The sequence below is a fragment of the Streptomyces sp. NPDC053076 genome, assembly GCF_044546845.1.
In the GTDB taxonomy this organism is placed as follows: Bacteria; Actinomycetota; Actinomycetes; order Streptomycetales; family Streptomycetaceae; genus Streptomyces.
Map to the genome: position 1 here is coordinate 176998 of NZ_JBITZL010000002.1, position 14125 is coordinate 191122.

At 72.6% G+C, this 14125-nt stretch carries 16 protein-coding genes and 2 tRNA genes; 9 read left to right on the top strand and 9 right to left on the bottom strand.

Annotation, left to right across the window (positions count from 1 at the left end; genetic code table 11):
- Window positions 1-60 precede the first annotated feature (60 nt).
- The 3 genes from ACIGYR_RS08100 to ACIGYR_RS08110 all read left to right on the top strand — a co-directional run bounded on the left by ACIGYR_RS08100 (window position 61) and on the right by ACIGYR_RS08110 (window position 2208).
- Window positions 61-843, top strand: a complete 783-nt coding sequence (locus ACIGYR_RS08100; RefSeq protein ID WP_391845168.1) for an HAD-IIA family hydrolase — start codon at window positions 61-63, stop codon at window positions 841-843.
- 114 nt (window positions 844-957) lie between these two features.
- The gene (locus ACIGYR_RS08105) at window positions 958-1536 is read left to right on the top strand and encodes a hypothetical protein (protein ID WP_391845170.1); all 579 of its coding nucleotides are present in this window, start codon (window positions 958-960) and stop codon (window positions 1534-1536) included.
- A 6-nt stretch (window positions 1537-1542) separates the two neighbouring features.
- Window positions 1543-2208: a class F sortase gene (locus ACIGYR_RS08110; protein WP_399596330.1), complete on the top strand. Its 666-nt coding sequence runs from the start codon at window positions 1543-1545 to the stop codon at window positions 2206-2208.
- A 76-nt stretch (window positions 2209-2284) separates the two neighbouring features.
- Here ACIGYR_RS08110 and ACIGYR_RS08115 read toward each other — a convergent pair whose 3' ends face one another.
- Entirely contained in the window at window positions 2285-2974 is a 690-nt protein-coding gene (locus ACIGYR_RS08115; RefSeq protein WP_399596329.1) for a FadR/GntR family transcriptional regulator, read from the bottom strand.
- A 77-nt stretch (window positions 2975-3051) separates the two neighbouring features.
- A tRNA-Lys gene (locus tag ACIGYR_RS08120) sits at window positions 3052-3125 on the bottom strand.
- 186 nt (window positions 3126-3311) lie between these two features.
- On the opposite strand from ACIGYR_RS08120, the gene ACIGYR_RS08125 reads away from it, so the two are divergent.
- The 5 genes from ACIGYR_RS08125 (at window position 3312) to ACIGYR_RS08145 (ending at window position 7648) form a co-directional block, all read left to right on the top strand.
- Window positions 3312-4571 carry a peptidoglycan-binding protein gene (locus ACIGYR_RS08125; protein ID WP_399596327.1) on the top strand — a complete coding sequence of 420 codons (1260 nt, stop codon included), beginning with the start codon at window positions 3312-3314 and terminating at the stop codon, window positions 4569-4571.
- Window positions 4572-4667: 96 nt separating this feature from the next.
- A complete protein-coding gene (locus ACIGYR_RS08130) occupies window positions 4668-5804 on the top strand; it encodes an SPFH domain-containing protein (RefSeq protein ID WP_399596325.1) in 1137 nt (378 codons plus the stop codon).
- 147 nt (window positions 5805-5951) lie between these two features.
- Entirely contained in the window at window positions 5952-6557 is a 606-nt protein-coding gene (locus ACIGYR_RS08135) for a lytic polysaccharide monooxygenase (protein ID WP_399596323.1), read from the top strand.
- A gap of 96 nt (window positions 6558-6653) precedes the next feature.
- Window positions 6654-7085, top strand: coding sequence for a hypothetical protein (locus ACIGYR_RS08140; protein WP_391845180.1), 432 nt, complete (start codon window positions 6654-6656; stop codon window positions 7083-7085).
- Between the two features lie 95 nt (window positions 7086-7180).
- Window positions 7181-7648 (top strand): DUF3592 domain-containing protein, encoded by a 468-nt coding sequence (locus ACIGYR_RS08145; protein ID WP_391845588.1) that lies wholly within the window; start codon window positions 7181-7183, stop codon window positions 7646-7648.
- A gap of 214 nt (window positions 7649-7862) precedes the next feature.
- Here ACIGYR_RS08145 and ACIGYR_RS08150 read toward each other — a convergent pair.
- From ACIGYR_RS08150 to ehuB, 6 genes are all read right to left on the bottom strand, one after another.
- Window positions 7863-7936: transfer RNA gene (locus ACIGYR_RS08150), tRNA-Lys, on the bottom strand.
- A 95-nt stretch (window positions 7937-8031) separates the two neighbouring features.
- Window positions 8032-8784, bottom strand: coding sequence for an IclR family transcriptional regulator (locus ACIGYR_RS08155; protein ID WP_399596321.1), 753 nt, complete (start codon window positions 8782-8784; stop codon window positions 8032-8034).
- 195 nt (window positions 8785-8979) lie between these two features.
- A complete protein-coding gene (ehuA, locus tag ACIGYR_RS08160) occupies window positions 8980-9762 on the bottom strand; it encodes an ectoine/hydroxyectoine ABC transporter ATP-binding protein EhuA (RefSeq protein ID WP_391845183.1) in 783 nt (260 codons plus the stop codon).
- Complete coding sequence (gene ehuD, locus ACIGYR_RS08165) at window positions 9752-10402, bottom strand: ectoine/hydroxyectoine ABC transporter permease subunit EhuD (RefSeq protein WP_399596319.1); 651 nt, start codon at window positions 10400-10402, stop codon at window positions 9752-9754. The genes ehuA and ehuD overlap by 11 nt, the downstream gene beginning before the upstream one ends.
- Window positions 10399-11046 carry an ectoine/hydroxyectoine ABC transporter permease subunit EhuC gene (gene ehuC, locus ACIGYR_RS08170; RefSeq protein ID WP_399596318.1) on the bottom strand — a complete coding sequence of 216 codons (648 nt, stop codon included), beginning with the start codon at window positions 11044-11046 and terminating at the stop codon, window positions 10399-10401. The genes ehuD and ehuC overlap by 4 nt, the downstream gene beginning before the upstream one ends.
- Window positions 11043-11960 (bottom strand): ectoine/hydroxyectoine ABC transporter substrate-binding protein EhuB, encoded by a 918-nt coding sequence (gene ehuB, locus ACIGYR_RS08175; protein WP_399596316.1) that lies wholly within the window; start codon window positions 11958-11960, stop codon window positions 11043-11045. Before ehuB ends, ehuC begins: the two co-directional genes overlap by 4 nt.
- A 47-nt stretch (window positions 11961-12007) precedes the next feature.
- Here ehuB and ACIGYR_RS08180 point away from each other — a divergent pair, with 47 nt between their 5' ends.
- Window positions 12008-12502, top strand: coding sequence for a DUF3830 family protein (locus tag ACIGYR_RS08180; protein WP_391845189.1), 495 nt, complete (start codon window positions 12008-12010; stop codon window positions 12500-12502).
- 190 nt (window positions 12503-12692) lie between these two features.
- On the opposite strand, the gene ACIGYR_RS08185 is transcribed toward ACIGYR_RS08180, so the two are convergent.
- Window positions 12693-14117: an amidase gene (locus tag ACIGYR_RS08185; protein WP_399596314.1), complete on the bottom strand. Its 1425-nt coding sequence runs from the start codon at window positions 14115-14117 to the stop codon at window positions 12693-12695.
- Between the last annotated feature and the right edge of the window lie 8 nt (window positions 14118-14125).

The window sequence follows — 14125 nt, forward strand, 5'->3', positions numbered from 1 at the left end:
TACGCCGTGGTTCCGGCGCCCCCGCTGCTCGCTCGAACACAGGCCAGGAGACGCAACGACATGGCAGACCGCAAGCCCATCGAGTCATGGCTCACCGACATGGACGGTGTCCTGATCCATGAGGGCGTGCCGATCCCGGGCGCCGACGCCTTCCTGAAGAAGCTGCGCGAGTCCGGCCGGCCCTTCCTGGTGCTCACCAACAACTCCATCTACACCGCCCGTGACCTGCACGCCCGGCTGCGGCGCATGGGCCTGGACGTGCCGGTGGAGAACATCTGGACCTCGGCCCTGGCCACCGCGCAGTTCCTGAACGACCAGCGGCCCGGCGGCAGCGCCTATGTCATCGGCGAGGCCGGCCTGACCACCGCGCTGCACGACATCGGCTACATCCTCACCGACCACGAGCCCGACTTCGTGATCCTCGGCGAGACCCGCACCTACTCCTTCGAGGCCCTGACGAAGGCCGTCCGGCTGATCAACGACGGCGCCCGGTTCATCGCGACCAACCCCGACAACGTCGGCCCCTCCACCGAGGGCGACCTGCCCGCCACCGGCTCGGTGGCCGCCCTGATCACCGCTGCCACCCGCAAGAAGCCGTACTTCGTCGGCAAGCCCAACCCGCTGATGATGCGGGCCGGGCTGAACGCGATCGGCGCCCACTCGGAGACCTCCGCGATGATCGGGGACCGTATGGACACCGACGTGCTCGCGGGCCTGGAGGCCGGCATGCGCACGTTCCTCGTGCTCAGCGGCGTCACACAGCCCAAGGACGTCGACCGCTACCCGTTCCGGCCCTCGCAGGTCGTCGACTCCATCGCGGACCTGGTCGACCTGGTGCTCTGAGCGCGGGTCCCGCCCGGCCGAAACCCGCTGTCACCCGTTCGGAGCAGCGGGGTGCCTCCCGAGGATGCGGGGGCGCCCCGCCCGGGGGAGCCTCCTGGTAACTGGAGGTTCACGATGGGCTCACTACGCCTCACTCTCTGTACGGCAACACTCGCCGCCGCCGCGGTCACCGCGGTCGCTCCCGCGGCCCACGCGGCGGACGGCGGCTCGGTCACCGTGACTCCCGCCTCCCCGGCGCCGGGCACCGACGTCGCCCTGCGGGTCGGCGGCTGCACCGGCGAGCAGGGCACCGCCACCTCGTCCGCCTTCGTGTCCGACGCCCGGCTGACCGGCGCCGAGGGCATCCTGAACCGCGCCCAGGGCGTCATGAGCGGCGAGACCCGCGTCCGTTCCGGTCTGGAGCCGGGCGCCTACACCGTGAAGGTCACCTGCTCGGACCGGACGATCACCGGCAGTCTCACGGTCGGCGGGCCGGACGGCGCCCAGCCCGCGGAGCCCGTCGGCCCGCTCACCTCCTCCGCCTCGCCGGTCGCCCCGGTCCCCGCGGGCGGCGGCGGCACGGCGCACTTCGCCACGGTGGCCACCAGCGGTTCAGGCCCCGACACCGGTCAGGCGGTGACCGGACTGGCGCTCGCCGGGATCGCCGCGGTCGCCGTCGGGCTGCGTGCCCGCCGGAGCCGCGGTACCGGCTGAACGCCGATGTCCGACGACGAGCAGGGGCGCACCACCGGCACCGGGCGGCTCGTCACCGGCCTGGCCTGGACGCTGCTGCTGTTCGGGCTGTGGCTGTGGGGGCGCGGGGTGACCGACGTCGAGCCGGGCACGGCCGCTCCCGGCACGGGCGACGTCTTCGCCGTCGGCGGGCTCGCCGGGCTGCCACGCGCGCAGCGCCCCCTGGGCGACGCGGTGCCCCAGCGTGTCGACATCCCCGCCCTGGGCGTGCAGGCCCCGGTGGTGGCCCGCGGCCTGGACGCCCAGGGCGCGGTCGACCCGCCGCCCTACGACCAGCCGGGCGTGGTCGGCTGGTACGGCGCCGGCCCCAAGCCCGGTGCCACCGGGGCGGCCCTGCTGGTGGGCCACGTCGACACCGAGACCCGGCCCGCGGTCTTCTACCAGCTCAGCACCCTCAAGCCGGGCCAGAGGGTCCGGGTGTTCCGCGCGGACGGGAAGGTCGCCGAGTTCACCGTCGACGATGTCCGTGTCCTGCCCCGCGAGGGCTTCGACGCCCGGCAGGCGTACGGTCCGCGCGAGCCCGGCCGGGCCGAACTCCGTCTGATCACCTGCGGCGGCACCTTCGACCGCGCCACCCGCAGCTACACGGCGAACGTGGTCGTCTCGTCGTACCTGACGGGGACGGCCGGCTGAGCGTCCGGGGGACGGGGGACGGCCGGCTGAGCGTCCGGGGGACGGGGGACGGCCGGCTGAGCGTCCGGGGGACGGGTCAGCGGTGGGACACGGCCACCCGGGACAGGCGGGTACGGACGTTGCCGAAGTGCTCCCTTATGGCCCGCTCGGCCCGCAGGGAGTCACCGGACCGGACGGCGTCCAGGATCTCCCGGTGCTGGCGGCAGGTGACCCGCGGGTCCTGCGGAACGTCCATCAGGTCCTGCTGCACCCGGTGGAAGGCGTCCCAGAACGCCTCCAGCACCTCGCCGAGCAGCACGTTGTCCAGTCCCCGGTAGAGGGTGGCGTGGAAGGCGCGGTCGGTCTCGGCGAGCCCGGTTCCCTCGGCGGCCTCTCGCTCCATGCGCTGGACGAGCGCGTCCAGCTCCACCAGGTCCGCCTCCGGCAGCCGTCCGGCCAGCCGTGACACCAGCCCGGTCTCGACGGCCTCGCGCAGCTCCAGCAGCTGGAGCAGCGAGTCCTCGCCGCGGTAGTGGCCGGCGACGGTCCGGAAGGCCAGGCCCTCGATCATCGGCGCGAACGACATCGAGCCGACGTATGTCCCGAACCCGTGCCGGATCTCCACGATCCCCATCGCCTGGAGCGCCTTCAGGGCCTCCCGCACCGAGTTGCGGCTCGCTCCCAGCAGCCGCATCAGCTCGGGCTCGGTGGGCAGCGGGGCGCCCGAGGGCAGCCGCTGGTCCACGATCAGCTTCTTGATCCGCTCCTGAAGGTCCCGGGCTGCCATGGCCAGAGGGTATCCGGCCATTCGGGGGGAGGGGCAGACGAAAAGCCCCCCGCTTGCGCGAGGGGCTTTTCGGTCGGTGCGCCGCCAGGGACTCGAACCCCGGACCCGCTGATTAAGAGTCAGCTGCTCTAACCAACTGAGCTAGCGGCGCCTGCTGACGGAGAAAACTCTACCCGACCTCCCGGGGTGCTCCGGACCACCCTCAGGTGTCCTGTCCGTCGCCCGGCGGGGCGCGTACATCGTTCGGACCGTCAAAATGCGCGTTCGGAACGTAGTTGGGAAACTGATCAACGTGCACACACGCGGACAAATCACCCCTGAATGTGAGGCAGATCGCATGACCGTTCCGGTGTTCGAGGAAGTCGATCCCGCGAGCGACTGCGACTGTCCCGGATGTGTCCACGGCCGGCGGCCGGCCCCGCGCCCGCTGTTCGGCCGCCACGGTGCGGCCCGCGGAGTGGTGGTCGTGGCCGCCGTCTCCGCCGCCCTGGGCGCGGTCTCCCCGGCCGCCGCACTCACCCCCGGCCACTCCCCGCACCGCCAGGCACTGCCCGGTGACGGCGAACCCGAGACCCCGCAGGGCAAGAAGGCCCCGCTCCACGGCCCGGCGGGCGGCCCGGTGGGGACCCCCGCCGTCCCGATCCCCGCCACCACCCGGACCGACATCATCAACCGGGCCAAGGTCTGGGTGGCCGCCAAGGTGCCGTACAGCATGACCGCGTTCTGGTCCGACGGCTACCGCCAGGACTGCTCGGGCTATGTCTCGATGGCCTGGGGTCTGCCGAACAACGAGTGGACGGGCAGCCTCGACCAGTTCGGGGTGAAGATCACCAAGGAGGAGCTGCAACCCGGCGACATCCTGCTGTACCACAACCCCGACAACCCCGAGAAGGGTTCCCACGTCGTGATCTTCGGCGGCTGGTCGGACCACACGCACACCTCCTACCGGGTGTACGAGCAGACACCCCCGCACACCCGCAGCCAGACGACCCCCTATCCCTACTGGAGCAACACCACCAAGTACGTCCCCTACCGCTACAAGGGTGTGCCCCAGGGCGCGGCCGGCGCGAAGGCGGCGGAGCCCTACCCGGGCGCGGCCTACTTCGGGCCCGGCGCCGACAACAAGTACGTGACCCGGCTCGGCGAGATGCTGATCGCCAGGGGCGCGGGCGCGTACTACCCCCACGGCCCGGGGCCGGTCTGGGACGAGGCGGACCGGCGCGCCACCCGGGCGTTCCAGCGGGCGCAGGGCTGGACGGGCGCCGACGCCGACGGGCTGCCGGGCCGGCGCACCTGGGAACTGCTGGTCGCGGGCCAGGGCAAGGGCATCGGTCCGGCCCGGCCCGCCTCGCACGGGGTGCCCGGCTATCCCGGCCGTCAGTACTTCCGGCCGGGGGCGACCAACGACTACGTCACCCAGCTCGGCGCCCAGCTGGCGCGGAAGGGGTTCGGCCGGTTCTACGCCGACGGCCCGGGCCCGCACTGGGGCGAGGCGGACCGACGGGCCGTCGAGGCGTTCCAGCGCACCCAGGGCTGGCGGGGCGGCGCGGCGGACGGCTACCCCGGCCCGGAGACCTGGCGCCGTCTGTTCGCCTGAGCCCGGTCCGGGGCCGGCCGCCCGGCCCGGCCCCGGACCGTCCCCGCACATCCCACCCCTGTTCATGACGCGTCTGGCGCGGAGGCTGGAGCACGCATGAGTACGACCACATCCCACACACCGCCCGAGTCCGAGGGGCAGTCGGACGGCCCCGGCGCCGGTCCCGGTCCCCGTCCGGCCCGCCTGATCCAGAACGAGGCGACCACCGAGATCCCCGTCCACCTGCTGTTCCGGGACGATCCCGACCCGGTGGGGGTGCCGCTCAGACCGGCCGTGGTGGCCCGTCGGCAGGGCACCGGCGAGCAGCCCCGGCTGCGCCGCCCGGCGCCGGTGCGCAGAAGGCCGCTGCCGGAGGTCGACCCGGAGCTGGCGGAGCGGCCGGCGCGGGTGCTGCCGGGGGCGGCCGGGCTGCTCGCCGGTGCCTGCGGGCTCACCGGCTGTCTGGCCACCACCTGGTGGGCGGGGCTGCTCCCGTCGTTCGCCGCCCATGCGCTCGGCCTGCCGGCGTACCCGGGCGCCGGCCTCGGGCCCGCGCAGTGGGCCGCGTACGCCGGGGCCGGGCTGCTCGGCGTGTCCGGCTTCGGCGGCCTGGCCCGGGGGCGGACCGGACGGGCCTTTGTGCTGGGCCTGTTCGGGCGGTACCGCGGTACGGTCCGGCGCACCGGGCTGCTGTGGGTGAATCCGCTGGTGCTGCGCCGCCGGGCGGACGTGCGGCTGCGGCACTGGCGCAGCGAGGCGATGCCGGCGGCGGATCCCGACGGGATGGCGCTGCGGGTGGCCGTGCTGGTGGTGTGGCGGGTGCGGGACACCGCGCGGGCCCTGCTCGGCGTCGAGGACCACGAGGCGTACCTGTGCGAGTGCGTGGAGGCGGCGCTGGCCCGGGTGCCGGTGGAGCCGGCGGGTGGGACGCGGGGCGGGGCGACGGCGGCCGGGGACGCGCTGACCCGGCTGGTGGCGACGGAGACCGCGCCGGTCGGCCTGGAGGTGTTCTCGGTGCAGCCGGTCCGGGTGGACTACGCCCCCGAGGTGGCCGGCGCGATGCAGCGGCGCCGGATCGCCGCGCTGGACGCCCGGCAGCGGGCCACCATGCTCAGCTCGGTGGTGGACTCGGTGGAGGACACGGTGACCCGGCTGACCGTGCGCGGCCTGGTCGAACTGGACGACTACGAGCGCAAGGTGCTGGTCCGGGACCTGACGGTGGCGTTCTGCTCGGGGCGTGGGGAGCCGGTCTAGCCCACGTCCGGCGACGGGTGCGGACACGTCGTTCGCGGCGGCATGTCGTTTGTATGGACACAGTCAACTACGGGCAATAATCTGAGACTTGGTCTAGACCTACCTGCAGGGCTCACCGAACTCCCCACGTTCCCCAGGAGCGGCAGCATGCGCACCAAGACCAAGTTGTCCGCGGTCGTGCTGGGCGCGGTGACCGCCGGAGCGTTCGCGCTCTCCACCGGCGGCGCCAGCGGTCACGGCTACACCGACCTCCCCGTCAGCAGGCAGAAACTCTGTCAGAACGGCACCGTGACGAACTGCGGCCAGATCCAGTGGGAGCCGCAGAGCGTCGAGGGCCCCAAGGGCTTCCCGGCCGGCGGTCCCGCCGACGGCCAGCTCTGCAACGGCGGCCTGAGCCAGTTCGCCCAGCTCAGCGCGCCGAAGACGCCGTCCGGAGCGGCCTGGCCCACCACCAAGGTGACGGGTGGCCAGTCGTACACCTTCCGCTGGCAGTTCACCGCCATGCACGCCACGACGGACTTCAAGTACTACGTCACCAAGCCGGGCTGGGACCAGAACCACAACCTCTCCCGCTCGGACCTCAACCTCACCCCGTTCCTGACGGTGCCGTACAACGGGCAGCGCCCGCCGTCCACGCTCAGCCACAGCGGCACGCTGCCGTCCGGCCTGAGCGGGCACCACGTCATCCTCGCGGTGTGGACGATCGCCGACACGGGCAACGCGTTCTACGCCTGCTCGGACGTCACCTTCTGATCCCCCTCGGGTAGGGTCCGCGTGCGCCGGTGCCGGGTCATTCCGGTGGCCGGCGCACGTGGGGATCCCGCGACCGACGTACGGGGGTACAGCGCTGTGGACGCCTTGTTCAACATATCGATGCTGGGGCTGCTCGGCGGCCTGGTCTGGGCGGCCGTCGCCATCGTCCGCCGGACCCGGCAACGACGCTCGGCCTGGGAGAGCGGGCTGACCGCGCAGGCCCGGGTCGTGCGGGCCTGGGCGACCACCCAGGTGGTCAACAACGCGGCCCGGCGCGTGCAGTGGCACGAGTACGACTTCACCACCCGGGACGGCGGCGCCGTCCGTTTCAAGGAGGCCGGCGGCCCGCGCGAGCGCGCCGTGGGCGATCTGGTCCTCGTCCACTACGCCTCGCACGAGCCGGACAGGGCCACCGCGGCCGAGCCGCGGCCCGGCAAGGACATGGCGGCAGCGGTCGTCTGGCTGGCGGTGATCGCGGGCTGCGCGGTCTACCTCCTGCACGAGTGGGTCGAACTGTCCCGATACTGATACTGAGCTTCTCTTGAGGCCGGTCACCCCGCCGGCCGGGTACGTTCCTCGCACGCCGGCCGAGTGGAGCGGGCGTGACGACCTCGGGGGACCTCATGTTCGAACTGCTCTTCTACGCCGTGCCCGGCCTCATGCTGGCGGGCTTCGCGTACGCCGCGTACCTGCTGGTCCACCGGGCGCGCAGGATCAACCGGACGTGGACGCACGGCCTGACCGCCGAGGCGCGCTGCCTGCGGATGTACACGACGACCAGCGGGGGCGGCGGGGACACGTCCGTGCACACCACCCTGCACCACGTCTACGAGTTCACCACCCGCGACGGCCGCACGGTCCGCTTCGAGGAGGAGGACGGCCCCGCGACGGTCCTGGAGGGTGACTTCGTGACCGTGCGCTACCTCGCCGAGTTCCCCCAGCAGGCCACCGCCAAGCCCCCGGCGCCCGGCAGGCTCGCCGCGGGCACCGGCTGCGGACTGGTCTTCCTCGGCGTGGCGGGGGCCTTCTGCGTCGGCTTCATGCTCTTCGCCCACGTGATCTTCGCCGAGTCGGGCGGCCTGCTGCCGTGACCCTCGCCATCTGGCGAGTGGTGGCGGCCACCGGGGGAGGAGGCGTACCGCCAGACCGGCCCCGCCGGACGCCGAAGGGCCCCTCGCTTCCACGAGAGGCCCGCATCAGGGGTGAGGGGGGAGAAGCCTCCGCCGCGCGTGGTGAAGCCACGCGAAGACGACGATGGCGAGCCAGGTCCGCGTTGTCCGCGGACGTGGCTCGCCATCGTCACTGTGCGCCGCCAGGGACTCGAACCCCGGACCCGCTGATTAAGAGTCAGCTGCTCTAACCAACTGAGCTAGCGGCGCATGACTCTCGCCGACCGCGGTTTTTCGTTCCCGCGGCTGGCGACGAAGAAAATACTACCTGGTCCCGAGGGGTGCTGGTGACCACCTGGATCGCGCTAGATCGCGAGCGACAGCAGGACCGGGGCCGCGCTGCGGTTCAGCGTGTCCGCGGCCTGCTTCAGCCGGTGCGCGTGCTCCACCGGGAGGGACAGGGCCAGGCAGCCGACCGAGGAGCCCGCGGTGATCGGTACGGCCGCGCAGACCGTGCCCACCGCGTACTCCTGGAGGTCGAGCACCGGCACCGTCGGCGGCTGCGACTCCAGGCGGGACAGCAGCAGCTTGTCGCTGGTGATGGTGCGCGAGGTGAGCCGGGCCATCTTGTGGCGGGCGAGGTGGTCGCGACGGGCGTTGTGGTCGAGCTGGGTCAGCAGGCTCTTGCCGACGGCCGTGGCGTGGGCGGAGTAACGGAAGTCCACCCACTCGTTGACCGCCGGGGTGGCCGGCCCCGCGGCGTACTGGGTGACCCGGACCTCGCCGTCGACGTACCGGCTCAGGTACACGGCCGCGCCGACCGAGTCGCGCAGCCGGTCCAGGGTGTGCTGGAGCTTGTCACGCAGGGCGCGCTCCCGGTCGTGCGCCGAGGTGAGCCGGCGCAGGGTGTCACCGGTGACGTACGCCCCGTCGGTGATCTGCTCGACGTAGCCCTCGCGGCGCAGCATCCGCAGCAGGGCGGTGAGGCGCTCGGGGTCGAGGCCGGTGCGGCGGGCCAGCTCGGTGTCGGTGACGCCGGCGGAGTGCCGGGCCACGGTCTCCAGCACGCGCAGCGCGTCCTGGGCGGAGTGGTACGGGGCGGTCGGCTCGATCCTCATGTCGGTTCCCCCTCGGCCGCGATCCGGGTCGGCGGATCGTGTCCACGATAGCCGTCAAACAGTCGCGGCGGAGAGGGGCTTGGCGAGATTCCGGCCCGCGCGCTCACGCCCCCAACTGCGGCGGAGATCCGCTGGCATATGCCAGCGGCATGCCCCAATGACCGGACCTCGGCACTTCCCCCCGGGACCTCCGGCTCACAGCACCGCGCTGATGAACTCCCGGGTACGCTCCTGCTCCGGGTCGCCGAAGATCTTCTCCGGCGGCCCCGTCTCGACGACCCGGCCCGCGTCGAACATCAGCACCTGGTCGGAGATGTCCCGGGCGAAACCCATCTCGTGGGTCACGCACAGCATCGTGATGTCGGTGCTGCGCGCGATGTCGCGGAGCAGGTCGAGCACGCCCGCGACCAGCTCCGGGTCGAGCGCGGAGGTCACCTCGTCCAGCAGCAGCACCTGCGGCCGCATCGCCAGCGCCCGGGCGATCGCCACCCGCTGCTGCTGCCCGCCGGAGAGCCGGGTCGGCCGGGCGTCGCACTTGTCGGCCAGGCCCACCAGGTCCAGCAGCTCCCGGGCCCGCGCCTCGGCCTCGTCCTTCGACAGGCCGAGCACGCGGACCGGGGCCTCGGTGAGGTTGCGCAGCACCGACATGTTCGGGAACAGGTTGAACTGCTGGAACACCATCCCGATCTTCTTGCGGACCTCGCGGACCTCCTTCTCCGGCGCCGGGAACAGCCGCTGCCCGTCCACGGTGATCGTGCCCTCGTCCGGCTTGGCGAGGGTCATCAACAGCCGCAGGATCGTGGTCTTGCCGGAGCCGGAGGGGCCGATCAGGGTGACGTGCCGGCCCGCGTCCACGGACAGGTCGAGGCCGTCGAGGACGGTGTTGTCCCCGAACCGCTTGGTCACGCCCTCCAGGCGTATCAACTCGGTCGGCAGGGTGCCGGTCGCGGCCGGCTGCTTGCTGGTCTCAACGGACAAGACGTCGCTCCAGGGTGCGCAGAAGTAGGGAGGCCAGGTAAGAGACGACGATGAAGGCGACCCCGATCACCGTCAGCGGCTCGGTGAACTGGAAGTGCTGCTGGGAGACGAGCCGCGCCCGGCCCAGCATCTCCAGCACGCCGATCGTCATCAGCATCGGCGTGTCCTTCAGCATCGAGATGACGTAGTTGCCGAGCGGCGGCACCACCCGGCGCAGCGCCTGCGGCAGGATCACCGCCACCCAGGTGCGCCGTACCGGCAGGCTCAGCGCCGTCGCGGCCTCCCACTGACCCGCCGGCACCGCCTCGATACCGGCCCGGTACACCTGCATCGTGTACGTCGAGTAGTGCAGCCCGAGCCCGAGGACACCGGTGGCCAGCGGGGACAGGGTCAGGCCCGCCTCGGGCAGCACGTAGAACAGGAAGAACAGCTGGACCAGCAGCGGGGTGTCCCGTACGAACTCCGTGAAGACCCCCACCGGCCAGCGCACCCACCGGGTCGGCATGCGCATCAGCAGGGTCCACACCAGCCCCAGCGCGAACGCGATCAGCGACCCCAGGGCCAGCGCCTCCAGGGTGACGACCAGGCCCCTCCAGAAGTACGGCAGGAAATCGGCCACGGCGCCCCAGTCCCAGGTCATCGGGCCACCTCCGCCTTCAGCCGACGCTCCAGGCCGCGCATGCCGCGGGTGAGCAGGAACGCGATCACGAAATAGATCAGCAGCAGGTACGAGTAGATCTCGCCGCTCTGCTGGAGGGCGAGGCGGACCAGGTTGCCGCTGAACGCCAGGTCGCCCATGCCCGTGATGGACACCAGCGCGGTGCCCTTGAGCAGCTCCACCAGCAGGTTGGAGAAGGACGGGATCATCTCCGGCACCGCCTGCGGCAGCAGGATCAGCCGGAGCCGCTGCCAGGGCGAGAAGCCGAGCGCGATCCCGCCCTCCCGCTGTGCCGGGTCCACCGCCTTCAGGGCGCCGCGCACGATCTCCGAGCCGTAGGCGCCGTAGGTGAGGCCCAGCGCGAGCGTGCCGGCCCACATCGGCACCAGCTGCCACCCGAAGGCGACCGGCAGCACGAAGAACACCCAGAAGATCATCACCAGCGCCGAGATGCCGCGGAACACCTCGGTGTAGAAGGCCGCGACGAAGCGGACCAGCCGCGACCGGTGGGTGCGCGCGGCACCGACGACGAAGGAGACCGCGACGGCGAGCAGCGCGCTGTACACCAGCAACTGGAGCGTGGTGCCTATGCCGTGCAGGACGTGGGCCCAAAGTCCCCGGGTCATGAGCCGCACAACTCCTTCGCGGTCAGGGTCGTCATCTCGGCCTTGGTGAAACCGAAGGGCCGGACGATCCGGTACAGCTCCCCGCTCCGGCGCAGCTTGTGCAGCTCGGTGTTGAAGGCGTCCCTGAGCCGGGTCTCCGTCGGCCGGAACGCGAACGCCCCGCCGTCCACCTTCGGCTTGCCGTCGACGAGCGCCACGAACGGCTCGGTCGACTCGGCCTTGGCGGAACCCCGCGCGACGAGCCGGGCGGTGACGGCCGTGGCCGTGAACATGTCGACCCGGCCCGACTCCACCGCGTTCAGCCCGGCGACCTGGTCGGGGACGATGACGAGGTCGCTCTCCTCGAAGCCCGCCTCCACCGCGTGCTGGATCTGCGCGTACCCGGTACCGGTGGCCACCTTGGCGTGCCGGCGCAGCGCGTCCGCGTAGGTGCGCAGGCCCAGCGGGTTGCCCTTGCGGACGATGAAGGCGTCGGGCATCCGGTAGTCGGGATCCGCGAAGATCACCTGCTCGCAGCGGTCCGGAGTGACGTACATGCCCGCGGCCACCACGGCGAACTGCTGCGCGTTCAGGCCCGGGATCAGCGAGCCGAACTCGGTCGGCACCGGCTGTACCCGGTCCACCCCGAGCCGCTTGAAGATCACCTTCGCCAGCTCGGGCGCCTCCCCGGTGAGGTTGCCGTCCCTGTCGATGTACCCGAAGGGAATCTCACCGGCGATCCCGAGCCGCACGACACCCTGCGCGCGCAGCCTCTCCAGCAGATCGCCGCCGTTCTCGCCGGACGCCGACGCCACCCGCGTGCAGCCCGCCGCGCCCAGCGCGCCGAACGCCGCGAGGCCCGCGAGCACCGAGCGCCGGGTGTGTCTGAGTTCCGGGCGAACCGTGTGTACGTCGTTCCCAAGTGGTGGAGCCATGGCGGCGCGGCTACCCAAGCGCATCCGGGCTATGCACCCTGGGTTTCATGGCCGATCGATTCGTCACCGTCTCGCTCGAACTGCGGGACGTGCACTGCACGGCACGACTGCTGGACGACCGCGCGCCCCTGACCTGCGCGGCAGTGGGGGAGGCACTGCCGCTCTCGGGGGACGTCTACCACGCCAAGTACGCGCGCAACGAGATCTACGCCCTCTTCCCGCCGTTCGCCTCCACGGAACCCCCACTGGAGAACCCGACGGTCACTCCGATTCCCGGCGACCTCTGTTACTTCGCCTTCACCGGCACCGAACTGGGCACACGGGCCTACGGCTACGACCGCGAGGTCCGCCCCGGCGCCACGGTGGTCGACCTGGCCCTGTTCTACGAGCGCAACAACCTGCTCCTCAACGGCGACGTCGGCTGGGTGCCGGGCATCGTCTGGGGCCAGGTCGTCGAGGGCCTCGACCGGATGGCCGAGGCGTGCAACGACCTGTGGCGGACGGGGGCGGCGGGGGAGAGGCTGGCCTTCCGCCGGGCGTAGGCGGCTCCAACGGGCGCGGGCCGCCTAGCTGGTGTGAGCGGCTCCGCCGGGCGCGGGCGGCTCGGCCGGTGTGGGCGGCTCCGCTGGTTGCGAGCCGCTTCGGCAGGCGCGGGCGGCTTCGACAGGAGTGGGCGGCTTCGCTGGTTGCGGGCCGCTCCGCCGGGCGCGGGCCGCTGGGCCGCCGGTTTCTCTAGTCGCCGTGGCGGCGCTGAGCCACGACGGCGGAAGCCGGCGGTGCCGAAGCCACCTCGGCCTCGTACAGGGCATGCGCGGCCCGCAGCACCACGTCGTCCCGGTGCCGCGCGCCCACGATCTGCATGCCCACCGGCAGTCCGTCCCCGTCGGCCCCGACCGGCACCGTCGCCGCCGGCTGCTGGGTCAGGTTGAAGGGGTACGTGAACGGCGTCCACCCCGTCCAGCGTGCGTGAGCGGAACCCGCCGGCACTTCCCGGCCCGCCTCGAACGCCGTCACCGGCAAGGTCGGCGTCACCAGCAGGTCGTACCGCTCGTGGAAGCGTCCCATCCGCCGCCCGAGATCCATCCGGACGTCCACCGCGGCCAGGTAGTCCAGCGCGCTCAACCGGGCGCCCTGCGCGCAGATCTCCCGCAGCCCGGGGTCCAGCCGCCGCCGGCGGTGCGGTGAGAAGCCCTGGGTCAGCCGGGCCGCGCCGCTGAACCACAGGGTGTGGAACGCCTCCACCGGGTCACTGAAGTCGGGGTCGGCTTCCTCCACGTACGCCCCGAGTCCGGCGAGGGAGGCCACCGCCCGCCGTACCGCCGCGGCCACCGCCGGCTGGACCGCCACCTGGCCGCCGAGCGACGGCGAGTACGCCACCCGCAGCCCCCGGACCCCTCCCCGCAACGCCTCCGTGAAGGAGCCCGGCGCGGCCGGCAGCGCCGACCAGTCCCGCGCGTCGGGCACGCCGATCACGTCGAGCAGCAGGGCCGCGTCGGCCGCGTCCCGGGTCATCGGCCCCGTGTGCGACAGCGTGCCGAACGCGCTGGCCGGATACAGCGGCACCCTGCCGTACGTCGGCTTCAACCCGAAGATCCCGCAGAACGCGGCCGGGATACGGATGCTGCCGCCGCCGTCCGTGCCCAGCGACAGCGGGCCCGCGCCGAGGGCGACGGCCGCCGCGCTGCCGCCGCTGGAGCCACCCGCGGTGCGAGCGCGGTCGTACGGATTGCGGGTGATCCCGGTCAGCGGGGAGTCGGTGACCCCCTTCCAGCCGTACTCGGGCGTGGTCGTCTTGCCGAGGAACACCGCCCCGTGCTCGCGCAGCCGGGCCACCGAGGGCGCGTCCTCCTCCCAGCCGCCCCCCTCGGAGACGGCGGTGGAGCCGCGCAGGGTGGGGTGACCGCGCAGCAGCAGGAGGTCCTTGACCGTCACCGGCACCCCGTCGACCAGCCCGGCCGGCTCACCGCGCCGCCAGCGCGCCTCCGACTCCCGGGCCCGGGCGAGCGCGTCCTCCTCGGTGAGCCGCACGAACGCGTTCACCTCCGGCTGGATCCGCCGCGCCCGCTCCAGCGCCTGTCCGGTCACCTCCACCGGGCTGAACTCGCCCTTGCGGTAACCGTCGAGGAGCCGGCCGGCGGTCAGGTCGGTGAGCTGCATGCACCCTC

What these genes read in the sequence shown, in the direction of transcription:
- ACIGYR_RS08100 (WP_391845168.1), top strand. Translation starts at nt 61, where the DNA reads ATGGCAGACCGCAAGCCCATCGAGTCATGGCTCACCGACATGGACGGT.
- ACIGYR_RS08105 (WP_391845170.1), top strand. Translation starts at nt 958, where the DNA reads ATGGGCTCACTACGCCTCACTCTCTGTACGGCAACACTCGCCGCCGCC.
- ACIGYR_RS08110 (WP_399596330.1), top strand. Translation starts at nt 1,543, where the DNA reads ATGTCCGACGACGAGCAGGGGCGCACCACCGGCACCGGGCGGCTCGTC.
- ACIGYR_RS08115 (WP_399596329.1), bottom strand. Translation starts at nt 2,974, where the DNA reads ATGGCAGCCCGGGACCTTCAGGAGCGGATCAAGAAGCTGATCGTGGAC.
- ACIGYR_RS08125 (WP_399596327.1), top strand. Translation starts at nt 3,312, where the DNA reads ATGACCGTTCCGGTGTTCGAGGAAGTCGATCCCGCGAGCGACTGCGAC.
- ACIGYR_RS08130 (WP_399596325.1), top strand. Translation starts at nt 4,668, where the DNA reads ATGAGTACGACCACATCCCACACACCGCCCGAGTCCGAGGGGCAGTCG.
- ACIGYR_RS08135 (WP_399596323.1), top strand. Translation starts at nt 5,952, where the DNA reads ATGCGCACCAAGACCAAGTTGTCCGCGGTCGTGCTGGGCGCGGTGACC.
- ACIGYR_RS08145 (WP_391845588.1), top strand. Translation starts at nt 7,181, where the DNA reads ATGTTCGAACTGCTCTTCTACGCCGTGCCCGGCCTCATGCTGGCGGGC.
- ACIGYR_RS08155 (WP_399596321.1), bottom strand. Translation starts at nt 8,784, where the DNA reads ATGAGGATCGAGCCGACCGCCCCGTACCACTCCGCCCAGGACGCGCTG.
- ehuD (WP_399596319.1), bottom strand. Translation starts at nt 10,402, where the DNA reads ATGACCTGGGACTGGGGCGCCGTGGCCGATTTCCTGCCGTACTTCTGG.
- ehuC (WP_399596318.1), bottom strand. Translation starts at nt 11,046, where the DNA reads ATGACCCGGGGACTTTGGGCCCACGTCCTGCACGGCATAGGCACCACG.
- ehuB (WP_399596316.1), bottom strand. Translation starts at nt 11,960, where the DNA reads ATGGCTCCACCACTTGGGAACGACGTACACACGGTTCGCCCGGAACTC.
- ACIGYR_RS08180 (WP_391845189.1), top strand. Translation starts at nt 12,008, where the DNA reads ATGGCCGATCGATTCGTCACCGTCTCGCTCGAACTGCGGGACGTGCAC.
- ACIGYR_RS08185 (WP_399596314.1), bottom strand. Translation starts at nt 14,117, where the DNA reads ATGCAGCTCACCGACCTGACCGCCGGCCGGCTCCTCGACGGTTACCGC.